A 14,916-nucleotide genomic window follows, 5' to 3' on the forward strand; every position below is an offset into this window, starting at 1 on the left:
TCGGTTCCGTGGTGGACGTCCGATTTGTCGGCCGGTCGCGAGGGGAACGGCGAGGCGGTTGGGCGGGGCGGGCGCCGCGCGGATAGGCTCGGTGACCGCACCAGACCATCCGCACCATCAGGGGGTTCCCCGTGTCGTCGATCGAGGCCGTGCTCGCCCGGGAGATCCTTGACTCCCGCGGCAATCCGACCGTCGAGGTCGAGGTCCTGCTCGCCGATGGGACCGAGGCCCGCGCCGCCGTGCCGAGCGGGGCCTCCACCGGGCAGTTCGAGGCCGTCGAGCTGCGCGACGGCGGCGAGCGCTACGGCGGCAAGGGCGTGCGGAACGCGGTCAAGGCCGTCAACGAGACCATCGACGAGAAGCTCGTCGGGTACCCCGCGTCCGACCAGCGGCTGATCGACCAGCTCCTGGCCGACCTGGACGGCACCCCCGCCAAGTCCGCGCTCGGCGCCAACGCGATCCTCGGCGTCAGCCTCGCCGTCGCCAAGGCCGCCGCCGACTCCGCCGGGCTCCCGCTGTTCCGCTACGTGGGCGGGCCGAACGCGCACCTGCTGCCCGTCCCGATGATGAACATCCTGAACGGGGGCGCGCACGCCGACACCAACGTCGACGTCCAGGAGTTCATGATCGCGCCGATCGGCGCCGCCACCTTCGCCGAGGCGCTGCGCTGGGGCGCCGAGACCTACCACGCCCTCAAGTCGGTGCTGAAGTCGCGCGGGCTGAACACCGGCCTCGGCGACGAGGGCGGCTTCGCCCCCGACCTGCCGAGCAACCGGGACGCGCTCGACCTCATCATGGAGGCGATCCGCAAGGCCGGCTTCACCCCCGGCCGCGACATCGCGCTCGCCCTGGACGTCGCCGCCACCGAGTTCCACGCCGACGGCCAGTACGCGTTCGAGGGCACCAAGCGGTCCGCCGACGACATGGCCGCCTACTACGCCGAGCTGCTCGGCGGCTACCCGCTGGTCTCCATCGAGGACCCGCTGGACGAGGAGGACTGGGCCGGCTGGGAGGGCCTCACCGCCGCCGTCGGCGACCGTGTCCAGCTCGTCGGCGACGACCTGTTCGTCACCAACCCCGAGCGGCTCGGCCGCGGCATCAAGTCCGGCGCCGCGAACGCGCTGCTGGTCAAGGTCAACCAGATCGGCACGCTCAGCGAGACCCTCGACGCCGTCTCGCTCGCGCAGACCAGCGGGTACCGCTGCATGATGAGCCACCGCTCCGGCGAGACCGAGGACACCACGATCGCCGACCTGGCCGTCGCGACCAACTGTGGCCAGATCAAGACCGGCGCTCCGGCCCGCAGCGACCGGGTCGCCAAGTACAACCAGTTGCTGCGCATCGAGGAACTGCTGGACGACGCGGCGCGCTACGCGGGCGCCGCCGCGTTCCCGCGCTTCGACGCGCAGGGCTGACGACGCGCAGAACTGACGGCGCATGACCCGGCGGGCGGGGCGGCCGCCCGCCGGGCGTCGCGATCCGACCGGCCGGGCCACAGGCAGGGGACACGATGGCGCAGGGCGAGGAGCGAGGGGGCCCGCGGGGCGGGCGTGACGACGGCGAGACCGCGGGGCACGAGGCGGACGACCACGGGTCCGGCGAGCACGGGTCCGGTCCGCGCCGGGGGAACCCGGCACTGACCAGCCGCGCCGCGATCCTGGCGGTGGTGATGTGCGCGATCGCGCTGAGCCTCGCCTACCCCGTCCGGGAGTACATCGCCCAGCGCAAGGAGATCGCGGACCTCCGCCGCCAGGAGGCCGTGGCCCGCCGGCAGGTGGACGAGCTCGCCCAGCGGAAGCAACAACTGGGTGATAAGTCGTACATTGAGCGTGAGGCGACGCGAAGGCTCCATTACTGCCGTCCTGACGTAAAGTGCTACATCGTGCTGGACGGCAGCGGGGACGGCGGGCAGCGGTCCCGCAAGGGCGGGCCGGCGGCCACGCCGCCCTGGTACGAGACGCTGTGGCGGTCGGTCGAGGCCGCCGACAGACCGCGCTGACACGTCCGGTCCACCGGCCGGGCGGCGGGCGCGTCCGGCGGGAGGGCCGGGTGGGCGACCGTGCCGGCGCGATGGTGCAGGAGAGACGGATCGACCGATCCGCGGGTGGGGACAGATGATCGAAGCAGGTGACACGGCCGCCGTCGCGGCCCAGCTCGGGCGGGAGCCGCGCGGCGTGCGCGGGGTGGCGAGCCGCTGCCCGTGCGGGCGGCCCGCCGTCATCGAGACGGCGCCGCGCCTCCCCGACGGGACGCCCTTCCCGACGCTGTTCTACCTGACCTGCCCGAAGGCCGCCTCGGCCATCGGGACGCTGGAGGGCAGCGGTGTCATGCGCGACATGCAGGCCAGGCTCGCCGCCGACCCGTCGCTGGCCGCCGAGTACGCCGCGGCCCATGAGGACTACCTGCGGCGCCGCGACCGGGCCGCCCGCGAGGACGGGATCGAGCCGCTGCCCGCGGGCACGCAGAGCGCCGGCGGCATGCCCGAGCGCGTCAAGTGCCTGCACGCCCTCATCGCCCACGAGCTGGCCGTCCCCGGCGTGAACCCGTTCGGCCGCGAGGCGCTGGAGGCGCTCCCGGAATGGTGGCGCACCGGGCCCTGCGTCCGCCCCGGCACGGACGAGCAGGGCACGGACGAGCAGGGCACGGACGAGCGGGGCACGGACGAGCAGGGCACGGACGAGGGGGAGTCGCGGTGACGCGCGTCGCGGCCATCGACTGCGGGACGAACTCGGTCCGCCTGCTGATCGCCGACATCGTCCCGGGCGGCGACGGCGGGGCCGGCGGCACCCTCACCGACGTCGAGCGGCGGATGGAGATCGTCCGGCTGGGAGAGGGCGTCGACGAGACCGGGCGGCTGTCGCCCGCCGCGCTGGAGCGCACCTTCACCGCGATGCGCGGGTACGCCGGGCTGATCGACCGGCACGGCGCCGGCGCCGGGCACGGGCCGATCAAGACCCGGGTGGTGGCGACCAGCGCGACCCGCGACGCCGCGAACCGGGCCGACTTCGTCCGCGGCGTCGTGGACATCTTCGGCGTCGTCCCCGAGGTGATCAGCGGGGACGAGGAGGCCGGCCTGTCGTTCACCGGCGCCACCCGGGAGCTGGCCGCGCTCCGCCCGGCCCGCCCCTACCTGGTGGTGGACATCGGCGGCGGGTCCACCGAGTTCGTGCTCGGCAGCTCCTCGGCGGACGCGGCCCGCTCGATCGACATCGGCTGCGTGCGGATGACCGAGCGGCACCTCAAGGACGACCCGCCCTCGCCGCAGCAGATCTCCGGCGCCGCGGCCGACATCGACGCGGCCCTCGCCGCCGTCCGGGAGACGGTCCCGGTGGACGAGGCGCGCACGCTCGTCGGCCTCGCCGGGTCCGTCACCACGGTGGCCGGCATCGCGCTCGGCCTGCCGGAGTACGACGCGTCCCGCATCCACCTGTCGCGCATCACCGCGGGCCAGGTGCACGAGGTGACGCGGCGGCTGCTGCACGCCACCCGGGCCGAGCGCGCCGAGTTCGGCGTCATGCATCCCGGCCGGGTCGACGTGATCGGCGCGGGCGCGCTGATCCTGGACCGGATCATGCGGGAGTACGGGTTCGGCGCCGTCGTCGTCAGCGAGCACGACATCCTGGACGGCATCGCCTGGTCGCTGGTCTGATCAGTACTTGAGCCGGGCCAGCAGGGCGGGGATCAGCACCGCGTTCGGGTTCTGCTGCGGGACGTAGAGGACCGGCGTGGTGCCGCCGGCCTGCTGGATCCAGACCCGGCCCCGGTCGACCGTCGCGCCGGAGATGGACGACCAGCTCAGCGAGACCCGGTTGCCGCGCACCCCGCCCGGGTGGACGGTCAGGCCCTGCGCCACGTCGACCGACTCGCCCGCCCGGACCCGTCCGGCCAGCTCGGTGGCGAGCCGCTGCTCGGCGTACTCCTGGCACAGCTGGATCAGCCGCCCCCAGACCCGCTCCGGCTCGCTCTCGGAGCCCGGCGGGCCGTCCTGCTCGATCACGACCTCCACCCGGGGGCCGCCGTTGAAGGGGAACCGGCCGACCTGGAAGATCCACTGGGTGCCGGCGGCGTGGCCGTATCCGGCCGGGCGCTCCGCCGCCCAGTACGCCACCCACTCGACCCGCGCCCACGGAAGCGCCGCGGTCCCGTAGGACACGCCCTGGTCGTCGGCGTGCAGGTGCAGGCCGTGCACGTTCACGTCCAGCGCGGGGACGGCGGGGGCGGTGTTGTCCCAGGTCGGCGAGTGAGGGGCGGCGTAGTGGCGCCCGGCGGCGGGCTCCTCGCGCCGCCGGGGCTCCCGGAGCGGGATCCGCGGCGGCCGGTCCGGCTCGGGGTTCAGCCGCTCGGTCCAGTTCTCCCCGTCCCACCAGCGCAGGCTCCCCGTGCCGTAGGGGTCTGGGTACCAGCCCGGTTGCGACACTGCCTGCCTCCCGCTTCGCACGACGGCGTGCCGGACACCCCGCCTCCCCGACCGGCGAACGCATCGTACCGACCGATGCCGGTTCTCACCGGTCATGGGCGGAACCCGGCCACCGCCTGTGGCGTGGGACGATCGGTGGTATGCCGTCCGCCAACGCCCCCTTCGTGCCACCCGGGTCGGGGTGGCCGGAGGACCCCGCCGCCCCCGGCACGCCCGTCGCGCACGACGCCGGCGAGGTCCTCGACCTGGCCGCCAAGGCGCCGGATCTGGACGAGCTGTGCGCCCGCCAGTCGGTGTGCCGCGCCTGCGACCGGCTGGTGGCGTGGCGGGAGAAGGTGGCCGTCGAGCGGCGCCGGGCGTTCGCGGACGAGGAGTACTGGGGACGCCCCATCGCCGGATGGGGCGAGGCCGAGCCGCGGATCCTCATCGTCGGCCTCGCGCCGGCCGCGCACGGCGGCAACCGCACCGGGCGGATCTTCACCGGCGACCGGTCGGGGGACTGGCTGTTCGCGTCCCTGCACCGGGTCGGGCTGGCCGCGCTGCCGACGAGCGTGCACGCCGGCGACGGGCAGCGGCTGATCGGCGCCCGGATGGCGGCGACTGTCCGCTGCGCCCCGCCGGACAACAAGCCGTCGCCGCTGGAGCGGACGACCTGCCTGCCGTGGCTGGCCCGCGAGGTCGAGGAGGTGGCGCCGAGCGTCCGGTGCGTGGTCTGCCTGGGCGGGTTCGCGTGGCAGGGGGTGTGGCCGGCGCTGCGCCAGGCCGGCTACGGGCTGCCGCGCCCGCGCCCGAAGTTCGGCCACGGCGCCGAGGTCGAGCTGGCGCCGCCGCCCTCGGTGACCCGCCGCGATCCGGTGCTGCTGCTGGGCTGCTACCACCCGAGCCAGCAGAACACCTTCACCGGCCGGGTCACCGAGGACATGCTGGACGCGGTCTTCACCCGCGCCCGCGACCACCGGTGACGCCGGGCCCCTCCCCCGAGGGGGCCCGACGGCGAGGCAGGGCCTTGGCCAAGCGGCCGTGGCGCGGCGGACCGGCCCCTGCACCGGTCCGCCGCCCGCGGCCGCTTGGCGCCCCCGTCCGGCCCTGGCCTCGCCGTCTGCTTTCTGGTGGTACGTACGGTGTGATGCGGGAATCGGGCGAGAAGTTCGCCACGCGGGCAAAGACGTGAACCTGTCCCGGATGCGGGTATCGCTCAGGCATGGCTTCTCAGCGCACCAGACAGATCGTCATCGTCGGCGGCGGGTACGTCGGCATGTACACCGCCCTGAGGCTGCAGAAGAAGCTGCGCGGTGAGCTGCGCCGGGGCGAGGTCGGCGTCACCGTCATCGACCCCCAGTCCTACATGACCTACCAGCCGTTCCTGCCCGAGGCGGCGGCGGGGAACCTGGAGCCGCGGCACGTGGTGGCACCGCTGCGCAAGGTCCTGAAGCGCTGCCGCGTCGTGAACGGGTTCGTCACGCGGATCGACCACGCGTCCAGGCGCCTCACCATCCGGCCGGCCGGGGCGAGCACCGCCGGGGTCCCGGAGCGCGACATCGACTACGACATGCTCGTCGTCGCCCTCGGCTCCATCTCGCGGACGCTGCCCATCCCCGGCCTGGCCGACTGCGGCATCGGCTTCAAGACCGTCGAAGAGGCGATCTTCCTGCGCAACCACGTCCTGCACCAGCTCGACATCGCCGCCTCGAACCCCGGCGACGAGGACGTCCGGAGGCGGGCGCTGACGTTCGTCTTCGTCGGCGCCGGCTTCGCGGGCATCGAGGCCATGGCCGAGCTGGAGGACATGGCCCGGGACGCCTGCAAGTGGTACCCGACCATCGACGCCGGCGAGATGCGCTGGATGATGGTCGAGGCGACCGACCGGATCCTGCCCGAGGTGGGGCCCGAGATGGGCCGGCACACCGCCGACGCCCTGCGCCGCCGCGGCATCGAGGTCAAGCTGGAGACCCTCCTCAAGTCCGCCGAGAAGCGGCGCATCGTGCTGAGCGACGGCGAGGAGTTCGACGCCGGCACGCTCGTCTGGACGGCGGGCGTGAAACCGCATCCCGTCGTCCGGGAGAGCGACCTTCCCCTCGACGGCAAGGGACGCGTCAAGACGACCGCCGAGCTGACCGTGGACGGGCTGGAGCACGTGTACGCCGCCGGCGACAACGCGGCCGTCCCCGACCTCACCGGAAAGGGGGAGTTCACCGCGCCCAACGCGCAGCACGCGGTCAGGCAGGCCAAGCGCCTCGGCGACAACATCGCGGCCGACGTGCGCGGCAAGCCCAGGAAGCCCTACCGGCACGCCTACGTCGGGTCCGTGGCGAGCCTCGGCCTCCACAAGGGCGTCGCGAACGTCTACGGGGTGAAGCTCCGCGGGCTGCCCGCCTGGGTCATGCACCGCACCTACCATCTGTCGCGGATGCCGACCGTCAACCGCAAGTTCCGGATCACCATGGACTGGACGCTCGCGCTGTTCTTCCAGCGTGAGATCGTCTCGCTGGGCGAACTGGAATGGCCGCGCCAGGAGTTCGAACTGGCCGCGGGCCGCCAGCGCGACACCTGACCGGTCCCCTTGACCGGCCGGACCGTTCCACTGGCCGGACCCGGCCGCCCGAGCCCCTGCTCCACGGCCCTCGCGACCGGCGGCGCCGACCGCTGACTCGATATGATGACGCCGCCCCTGTAGCCCAATGGCAGAGGCGGGCTCCCTAAAAGAGCCATTGTGTCGGTTCGAGTCCGACCAGGGGCACCACAAGGATGGGAACAGGACCATCGCCCGATGGGTGGCGGTCCTGTTCCGTATTCTCTTGTTTGCGCCGTTGGGCGGTTCGGCTGGCGGCGGTGATGGTGGGGCCGGTCAGGGTGATGCGGCACATCTCACGACTGCGCTCTTCGCCCGGTCGGGTCCGACGAACCGCGTGCAGCGGTCACGGTCTCGCCGCCGCGTTGCGCGGCTCGGGGCGCCGCCCACGATGGGTGCTGGCTCCCAGCATTACGATCATCGACTATGGACACTGCGGACTTGGTCTGGCTCGACGCGACCGAGCTGGCGCGCCTTATAGCCGTCGACGAGGTCACCGCGGTCGAGGTCGTGCAGGCGCATCTGGATCGCATCGAGGCGCTGGGCGAGCGGGTCAACGCCTTCGTCACCGTGCTGGGCGAGCAGGCCCTCGCCGCTGCCGCTCGCTCGCGCACCGGGCCGCTGGGTGGCGTGCCGTTCACGATCAAGGACTCGTTCGACACCGAAGGCGTGCGGACCACCCGGGGATCGTCGTTGTTCGCCGATCACGTCCCGGACGCCGACGCCACCGCCGTGGCGCGTCTGCGGGCTGCGGGCGGAATCCCGTTGGCGAAGACCAACCTGCCGGAGATGTCGTACTGGACCGAGACCGACAACCTGGTCGCCGGCCGGTCGCTCAACCCCTACGACCCCGAACGCACCCCCGGCGGCTCCAGTGGAGGCGAGTCCGCGGCCATCGCGGCGGGTCTGTCGCCGCTCGGCCTGGGCAGTGATGTCGCGATCTCCGTGCGCGGACCGGCTCACGACACCGGCATCGCCTCGATCAAACCCACCCATGGGCGGGTGCCGTGCACCGGTCATTTCCCGCACGCGCTGCGGCGTTGGTGGCATGCCGGCCCGATGGCGCGCAGCGTGCGTGACCTGCGGCTGGCGCTGTCGCTGTTGGAAGGCCCCGACGGGCGGGACCCCTACGCGGCCGCCCTGGCCGCCGCCCGGCCCGGCGGGCCCGCCCGGATCGGCTGGACCACCGACGCGTTCGGCCCGATCGACCCGGAGGTGGCCGATACGGTGGCGTCGGCGGCTGTGGCTCTGTCCGACCTCGGTCTCCAGGTCGAGCAGGTCGGCGTCCCGTGGCTTGCCGAGCACGACTGCACGCGGATCTCGGCGACGCTGTTCACCGCTGAGATGCTGCCCTACCTGCGCGGCATCACGGCCGGGCGGGAGGCGGAGTTGCACCCGGTGATCGCGCGGACGCTCCAGGCACCGGACGTCACGATCGCCGACTACCTTGCTGCCGAAGGCGAGGTGGAACAACTGAGGTCGGTGTTCACGCACTGGTTCCAGGCCTACGATGTGCTCGTCTGCCCGGTGGTGACGATCCCGGCGCCGCCGCATGCGCAATCCAGTTACGTTGTCGGCGGGGAGAAAGTGCCAGCCCGCAACGTCATGCGGGCGACGGTGCCATTCAACCTCACCGGCCTGCCCGCCGTCTCGCTGCCGTTTGGGACGACCGCGGGCGGCCTGCCCATCGGTGTCCAGCTCATCGGCGCCTGGTGGGCCGACAACGACCTCCTCGCACTGGCCGAACGACTCGAGTCGGTCAGCCCGGTCCGCGACCGTCGCCCGCCACTCCAGCCCTGACGTGCCCGTCCTGGCTGGCCGGCCCCGCCCATCCCAGCCCGGTCTCCCAACCGTGTCTTGACCAAAAGGGGAACGAGAAGCGCGCTACAGACGCGGATACGAATCCGCAGGTCAGCCCTGTTCCCATCCTTTGGTACTCCCGCCAGGGGCACTGTATTTGCCCAGGGGGGTGACCCCCTGGAACCCCCGTTGCGGGCGGGGAGCCGCTTTCCGATCCGCTGGCGCGTCTCGCAAAGCGGCTCCCCGCCCGTCGGGTCGGGCGACCTCCGGGCGCCAGAGCGCCCTCCGGCCACCCGACCCGCGGGTGCTCATTGAGGTTCGTGCTCGGGCTTGGCGCCTCTCCGAGAGGGCCCGTCCTGCGTCGTCCAAGGGGGCGTTTCTACGTCGTCCGAGAGGGTTGGTTTCTGTTTCGTTCATGAGGGTGGGTTCTGCTACGGCCCAAAGGCGTCGGGGTGTGGTTGGCTTGGTGTCACATCGGCCGAACTGGAGAGACTGATGGAGAGCAGAAACCCCGCGTTCCGGGGGAACGCCTTCGACCAGCGGGCCACGGGGTACGGCGCCCCCGGGTACGGCCCGGCGGAGCACGGACCCGGACCCTACGCTCCCGGCTACGCGGCGCCGCCGCAGGTCCGGGCGATGACCATGGACGACGTCGTCGTCCGCGGGTTCGCCACCCTGGCGCTGCTGGTGATCACCGCGGCGCTGGCGTGGGTGCTGGTGCCCACCGACCTGGCCGTCCCCGTGCTGGTGCTCGCGCTCGTCGCGGAGATCGGGATCTGGGCGTTCATCACGTTCGGCCGCAAGGCCAACGCGCCCATGGTGCTGGCGTTCGCCGCCGTGTACGGCGTCGTCGTCGGCATCATCAGCCACGCCTACAACGACGTCTACAACGGCATCGTCTTCCAGGCCGTGATCGGGACGGCGCTGGCGTTCGGCGCGACCCTCGCCGTCTACGCGCTGCGCATCGTCCGCGTCACGCCCAAGTTCGCCAAGTTCGTGATCGCCGCCGGCGTCGCGCTGATCGCGCTGATGATCATCAACCTGCTGGTGAGCGCCTTCGGCGGTGAGGACGGGATCGGCATCCGCGACCCCGGCAACCCGCTCGCCTACGTCTTCAGCGTCGTCGCGATCCTCGTCGGCTGCTTCTTCCTGCTGCTCGACTTCGACTCGATCGAGCAGGGCGTCCGTTCCGGCGCGCCGGAGAAGTTCGCCTGGTACTGCGCGTTCGGGCTGGTGCTGAGCCTGGTGTGGATCTACCTGGAGATCCTGCGGCTGCTCAGCTACTTCAGCGGACGCGACTAGGCCCCGCCGGGCAATGATCAGCCCCGCGCCGGTGGCGTGGGGCTGATCTGTGCGGGATCTCTGCGCCAGGGTCGTGGCGCCTTGGCGGCACGACGGCGGGGGCGTCCGTTGGCGGGATCCCGCCACGAATGGACACGTATGAAGTTACGCGTATGAAGTTCGGTGCGGCGCGCGTTCAGTAGTGGCGCGCCCGTCGCGTGCGCTCGTGCTCGCGCACCAGGGCCGCGGCATAGCCGTGGGAGAGGTTGTGCTCGTCGGCCAGCCAGGTGCTGCGTTCCTCGCAGCGGGTGAACGACGGCCCGTTCTCGATGGTGGTGAACCACTCGGGGATGTCACGTCCTGTGACTTGCGGAATGCGGGCGATCAACTTGCTGTGCGTCTCCGGCGAGTGGTTCAGTGACAATTGGCACCTCCAGGTCGCGGGGCTCTTCCTGCCGACTCTGCATCACCACCCCGGATGTGACAACCCCCTAACGGGGACCTATCTATTACGTTACGTAGATCATCTGTAACGGGGGTTCTCTCCGAAACGCGCAGGTGGCCCGCATGGCGTGCCATACGGGCCATCCCGGCGCCGGGATTCAGGACAGGCGTTCCACCACCATCGCCATGCCCTGGCCGCCGCCCACGCACATGGTCTCCAGCCCGAACTGCTTGTCGTGGAACTTCAGCCCGTTGAGGAGCGTGGAGGTGATGCGGGCGCCGGTCATGCCGAACGGGTGGCCGACCGCGATCGCGCCGCCGTTGACGTTGAGCTTGTCGATGTCGATGCCGAGGTCCTCGGCGGACGGCAGCACCTGCGCCGCGAACGCCTCGTTGATCTCGACGAGGTCGATGTCGTCGATGGTCATCCCGGCCTTCGCCAGTGCCTTGCGGGACGCCTCCACCGGGCCGAGGCCCATGATCTCGGGGGACAGGCCGGTGACCCCGGTCGAGACGATCCGGGCCAGCGGGGTGATGCCGAGCTCGGCGGCCTTGGTGTCGCTCATGATCACCACGGCGGCGGCGCCGTCGTTCAGCGGGCAGCAGTTGCCCGCGGTGACCGTCCCGTCCGGCCGGAAGACCGGCTGGAGCTGGGAGACCTTCTCGTAGGTGGTGCCGGGGCGGGGGCCGTCGTCCTTGGCGATGACCGAGCCGTCCGGCAGCGTCACCGGCGTGATGTCCTTCTCCCAGAACCCGTTGGCGAGGGCCTTCTCGGCGAGGTTCTGCGAGCGCACGCCGAACTCGTCCTGCGCCTGCCGGGAGAGGCCGCGCAGGCTGGCGACGTTCTCGGCCGTCTGGCCCATCGCGATGTAGATGTCGGGCAGGGCGCCGTCCTCGCGCGGGTCGTGCCAGACGGGGGCGCCGCCCTCGCCCGCCTTGGCGGTGCGGGCCTCGGCGTCGGCGAACAGCGGGTTCTGCGTGTCGGGGAGGCCGTCGCTGCTGCCCTTGGCGAACCGGCTGACGGTCTCGACGCCCGCGGAGACGATGACGTCCGCCTCGCCCGCGCGGATGGCGTGCAGGGCCATCCGGGTCGTCTGCAGCGAGGACGAGCAGTACCGGGTGATGGTGGCGCCGGGCACGCCGTCCCAGCCGAGCAGGACCGACACCACGCGCGCCATGTTGTAGCCCTGCTCGCCGCCGGGCAGCCCGCAGCCGAGCAGCAGGTCGTCGATCTGGCTCGGATCCAGCTGCGGGACCTTCGCCATCGCGGCGGTGATCATCTGGGCGGTGAGGTCGTCGGGCCGGATGTCCTTGAGCGACCCCTTGAAGGCGCGGCCGATCGGCGAGCGCGCGGTTGCGACGATGACTGCCTCGGGCATTGCGGGTCTCCTGTCTCAGCGGCCGTCACGGCGTTACTCGCCGGTCACGGGCAATCTAACCGCTGGCCCCTCGGGCCGTACATGCCGCCCCCTGGGCTCGGTGGACGGGACCCCGGCCATAAGCGTGCGCTTACAGGTGTCCCGGCGGGGGGATGACGGCCGCCCCATGTGCCCGGGACGCCGGGCGCCGGACGCTGGTACCGGCGCCACCGGCCGGTCCGCGCGAGTGTGGGCGGGGGGACCGGCCGGTGCGGCGGACGACCGGGGCTCGTCACAGGTGACCGGACGGGTCCCGGTCCCGCGTACCCGGCCGCTCAGGCCGGGTCGGGTGCCGCCGGGGCGGGCGGCACGTCGCGGGCGGGGGACCTGCGGCGCAGGAGGCGCGCCCAGCGTCCGCGGGGACCCCGGTCGCGGCCGCCCACCGACGCGCCCGACACCTCGGTGCCGGCCCGCTCGGCGGCCTCCACGGCCGCGCGGTAGATGGGGATGACGTCCTCGTCGAGGTGGCCTGCCGGGTCGTGCTCCAGGTCGAGCACCGACGCCATCGAGGGCAGCACGGCCGCCGCCGCGGCGGCGTACCCGCGGGCGGACGGGTGGTAGCGGTCCTCGCTGAACATCGAGAGCGGGTCGGCGGCGAACTCGCGGCCGAGGAGGTCGCCGAGCGACACCGAGCGGGCACCGTGCTCGACGACCGCGACCGTCTGCGCCGCGGCGAGCTGGCGGCTCGCGCGGCGCGCGAACCAGCGCAGCGGCGGCATCAGCGACTTGACCGAGCCGAGGTCGGGGCAGGTGCCGACCACCACCATCGCGTCGGCGGCGCGCAGCCGCTCGACCGCGTACCCGAGATGCCGGACGGACTCGGCGGGCGGCACCCGCGCCGTCACGTCGTTGGCGCCGATCATGATGACCGCGACGTCGGGACGGGCCTGCAGCGCCCGGTCGACCTGGCCGCGCAGCGCGTGCGAGCGGGAGCCGGACCGGGCCACGTTCGTCACCCGGACGGGCCGGCCCGCGATCGCCGCCAGGCCGCTCGCGAGGAGCGCGGCCGGCGTCTCCTCCGGGGTGTGGACGCCGAGCCCGGCCGCGGTCGAGTCGCCCAGCATGACCAGCGACAGCGGGGAGCCGCCGTGCTCCTCGCCGTACAGCCCGTCCGCCACGGGCGGGTCGCCGTTGGGCGTCGCCGAGATGATCCTCCGGGCGAGCCGGGCCTCCATCACCAGAAGGCCGAACGTGATGCCGCCCAGGGCGGTGATTCCTCCGCCGCCATAGGCCGCGGCCGCCGCGATGCGGCGTGCCGTGAATGCTCTCAACATGCTGCGTTGACCCTCCGTGATTTAGTTCCTACCCGCGCGTGGGGGCGGCGATACCTGCGGGTGCCTTTCTCGGCTAACGTCGGAAACGGGAAACCTTCCGGACCCGCGCCCGTTCCCACGCGTGACCGGCGGCGGAAACACGGACGCAACGGTCAGATCCACACACTGAACGACAAGGATGTCGCGGTGCACGTACACGACTCGCTCGTCGAACTGATGGGCAACACCCCGCTCGTTCGACTGCGCAAGGTCACCCGGGACCGGCGGGCCGGCGGCCCCCGGCCGCAGGTGCTGGCCAAGGTGGAGTACTTCAATCCCGGCGGCTCGGTGAAGGACCGCATCGCGGTCCGCATGATCGACGCCGCCGAGCGGTCCGGCGAGCTGCGGCCCGGCGGGACGATCGTCGAGCCGACGTCCGGCAACACCGGGGTCGGGCTCGCCATCGTGGCGCAGGAGCGCGGCTACCGCTGCGTCTTCGTCTGCCCCGACAAGGTCGGCAAGGACAAGATCGACGTGCTGCGCGCGTACGGCGCCGAGGTCGTCGTCTGCCCGACGGCGGTGAACCCCGAGCACCCCGACTCCTATTACTCGGTGTCCGACCGCCTCGTCGCCGAGATCCCGGACGCCTGGAAGCCGAACCAGTACACCAACCCGCAGAATCCGCGGTCGCACTACGAGACGACCGGTCCGGAGCTGTGGGAGCAGACCGAGGGGCGCATCACCCACTTCGTCGCGGGGATCGGCACGGGCGGCACCATCAGCGGCACCGGCCGGTACCTCAAGGAGGTCTCCGGCGGGCGGGTGCAGATCATCGGTGCCGACCCGGAGGGCTCGGTGTACTCCGGCGGCAGCGGCCGCCCCTACCTCACCGAGGGCGTCGGCGAGGACATCTGGCCGGAGACCTACGACCGCGACATCTGCGACGACGTCATCGCGGTGTCCGACAAGGACTCCTTCACGATGACCCGGCGGCTCGCCCGCGAGGAGGCGCTGCTCGTCGGCGGCTCCTGCGGGATGGCGGTCGTCGCCGCGCTGCGCGTCGCCGAGCGGGCCGACCCCGACGCGGTGATCGTCGTGCTGCTGCCGGACGGCGGCCGCGGCTACCTCGGCAAGATCTTCAACGACGCCTGGATGGCGGACTACGGGTTCCTCACCCCGTCCACCGAGGAGGCCCGGGTCGGCGAGGTGCTCACCCGCAAGGGCGGCACGCTGCCGGAGTTCGTGCACGTCCACCCGCACGAGACCGTGCAGACCGCGATCGCCATCATGCGCGAGTACGAGGTGTCGCAGCTGCCGGTGATGAAGGAGGAGCCGCCGGTCATGGCGGCCGAGGTGGTCGGCTCGGTCGGGGAGACCGACCTGCTCGACATCATGGTCCAGGGCCGGGCCAAGATGACCGAGCCCGTGGAGGCGCACATGGCGGCGCCGCTGCCGACGCTCGGCTCCGGCGAGCCCGTCAGCAAGGCCGTCGGCGTCCTGGAGAAGTCCGGGGCCGCGGTCGTCCTCGTGGACGGCAAGCCCAAGGGCCTGATCACCCGCCAGGACCTGCTCGCCTTCCTGTCCGACGCCACCGGCTGACCCAGGACGCAGAAGAGCGCCTGGAGATCGCGGTGATCTCCAGGCGCTCCTCTTCAGGTGTCGGGTTGCGGGGCCCAGCCGGTGGGCGGCGTTATGGGCCGGGCTCCGCAACCCGACGTCTCGGGGGCGCCGCGG

At 72.5% G+C, this 14,916-nt stretch carries 13 protein-coding genes and 1 tRNA gene; 10 read left to right on the top strand and 4 right to left on the bottom strand.

What is annotated here, in order from left to right; all coding sequences use genetic code 11:
* Window positions 1-131 precede the first annotated feature (131 nt).
* From eno to BM339_RS11875, 4 genes are all read left to right on the top strand, one after another.
* Entirely contained in the window at window positions 132-1,415 is a 1,284-nt protein-coding gene (gene eno / locus BM339_RS11860) for a phosphopyruvate hydratase (protein WP_021595003.1), read from the top strand.
* A 95-nt stretch (window positions 1,416-1,510) separates the two neighbouring features.
* On the top strand, window positions 1,511-1,999 hold the full coding sequence (locus tag BM339_RS11865; RefSeq protein ID WP_083597558.1) for an FtsB family cell division protein: 489 nt from the start codon (window positions 1,511-1,513) through the stop codon (window positions 1,997-1,999).
* Between the two features lie 115 nt (window positions 2,000-2,114).
* Window positions 2,115-2,696 carry a DUF501 domain-containing protein gene (locus BM339_RS11870; protein WP_075020853.1) on the top strand — a complete coding sequence of 194 codons (582 nt, stop codon included), beginning with the start codon at window positions 2,115-2,117 and terminating at the stop codon, window positions 2,694-2,696.
* Window positions 2,693-3,649 carry a Ppx/GppA phosphatase family protein gene (locus tag BM339_RS11875; RefSeq protein WP_021595000.1) on the top strand — a complete coding sequence of 319 codons (957 nt, stop codon included), beginning with the start codon at window positions 2,693-2,695 and terminating at the stop codon, window positions 3,647-3,649. Before BM339_RS11870 ends, BM339_RS11875 begins: the two co-directional genes overlap by 4 nt.
* Here the strand turns inward: BM339_RS11875 and BM339_RS48590 are convergent, their stop codons facing one another.
* Window positions 3,650-4,417, bottom strand: coding sequence for a DUF2510 domain-containing protein (locus tag BM339_RS48590; RefSeq protein WP_075020854.1), 768 nt, complete (start codon window positions 4,415-4,417; stop codon window positions 3,650-3,652).
* A gap of 140 nt (window positions 4,418-4,557) precedes the next feature.
* Here BM339_RS48590 and BM339_RS11885 point away from each other — a divergent pair, with 140 nt between their 5' ends.
* The 5 genes from BM339_RS11885 to BM339_RS11905 all read left to right on the top strand — a co-directional run bounded on the left by BM339_RS11885 (window position 4,558) and on the right by BM339_RS11905 (window position 10,088).
* Window positions 4,558-5,379 (top strand): uracil-DNA glycosylase, encoded by an 822-nt coding sequence (locus BM339_RS11885; RefSeq protein WP_021594998.1) that lies wholly within the window; start codon window positions 4,558-4,560, stop codon window positions 5,377-5,379.
* Between the two features lie 239 nt (window positions 5,380-5,618).
* Window positions 5,619-6,968 (top strand): NAD(P)/FAD-dependent oxidoreductase, encoded by a 1,350-nt coding sequence (locus BM339_RS11890; RefSeq protein ID WP_021594997.1) that lies wholly within the window; start codon window positions 5,619-5,621, stop codon window positions 6,966-6,968.
* 113 nt (window positions 6,969-7,081) lie between these two features.
* Window positions 7,082-7,157: transfer RNA gene (locus BM339_RS11895), tRNA-Leu, on the top strand.
* A gap of 255 nt (window positions 7,158-7,412) precedes the next feature.
* Window positions 7,413-8,786: an amidase gene (locus BM339_RS11900; RefSeq protein ID WP_075020855.1), complete on the top strand. Its 1,374-nt coding sequence runs from the start codon at window positions 7,413-7,415 to the stop codon at window positions 8,784-8,786.
* Between the two features lie 495 nt (window positions 8,787-9,281).
* Window positions 9,282-10,088 carry a Bax inhibitor-1/YccA family protein gene (locus tag BM339_RS11905; RefSeq protein ID WP_021594995.1) on the top strand — a complete coding sequence of 269 codons (807 nt, stop codon included), beginning with the start codon at window positions 9,282-9,284 and terminating at the stop codon, window positions 10,086-10,088.
* Between the two features lie 175 nt (window positions 10,089-10,263).
* Here BM339_RS11905 and BM339_RS11910 read toward each other — a convergent pair whose 3' ends face one another.
* The 3 genes from BM339_RS11910 to BM339_RS11920 form a co-directional block, all read right to left on the bottom strand.
* Window positions 10,264-10,491, bottom strand: a complete 228-nt coding sequence (locus BM339_RS11910) for a DUF4287 domain-containing protein (protein ID WP_021594994.1) — start codon at window positions 10,489-10,491, stop codon at window positions 10,264-10,266.
* A gap of 178 nt (window positions 10,492-10,669) precedes the next feature.
* On the bottom strand, window positions 10,670-11,890 hold the full coding sequence (locus tag BM339_RS11915; protein ID WP_075020856.1) for an acetyl-CoA C-acetyltransferase: 1,221 nt from the start codon (window positions 11,888-11,890) through the stop codon (window positions 10,670-10,672).
* A gap of 314 nt (window positions 11,891-12,204) precedes the next feature.
* Window positions 12,205-13,203, bottom strand: coding sequence for an SGNH/GDSL hydrolase family protein (locus tag BM339_RS11920; protein WP_021594992.1), 999 nt, complete (start codon window positions 13,201-13,203; stop codon window positions 12,205-12,207).
* Window positions 13,204-13,389: 186 nt separating this feature from the next.
* On the opposite strand from BM339_RS11920, the gene BM339_RS11925 reads away from it, so the two are divergent.
* Complete coding sequence (locus tag BM339_RS11925; RefSeq protein WP_075020857.1) at window positions 13,390-14,781, top strand: cystathionine beta-synthase; 1,392 nt, start codon at window positions 13,390-13,392, stop codon at window positions 14,779-14,781.
* Window positions 14,782-14,916: the final 135 nt, after the last annotated feature.

The organism is Actinomadura madurae, assembly GCF_900115095.1.
GTDB classification, from domain to species: domain Bacteria; phylum Actinomycetota; class Actinomycetes; order Streptosporangiales; family Streptosporangiaceae; genus Spirillospora; species Spirillospora madurae.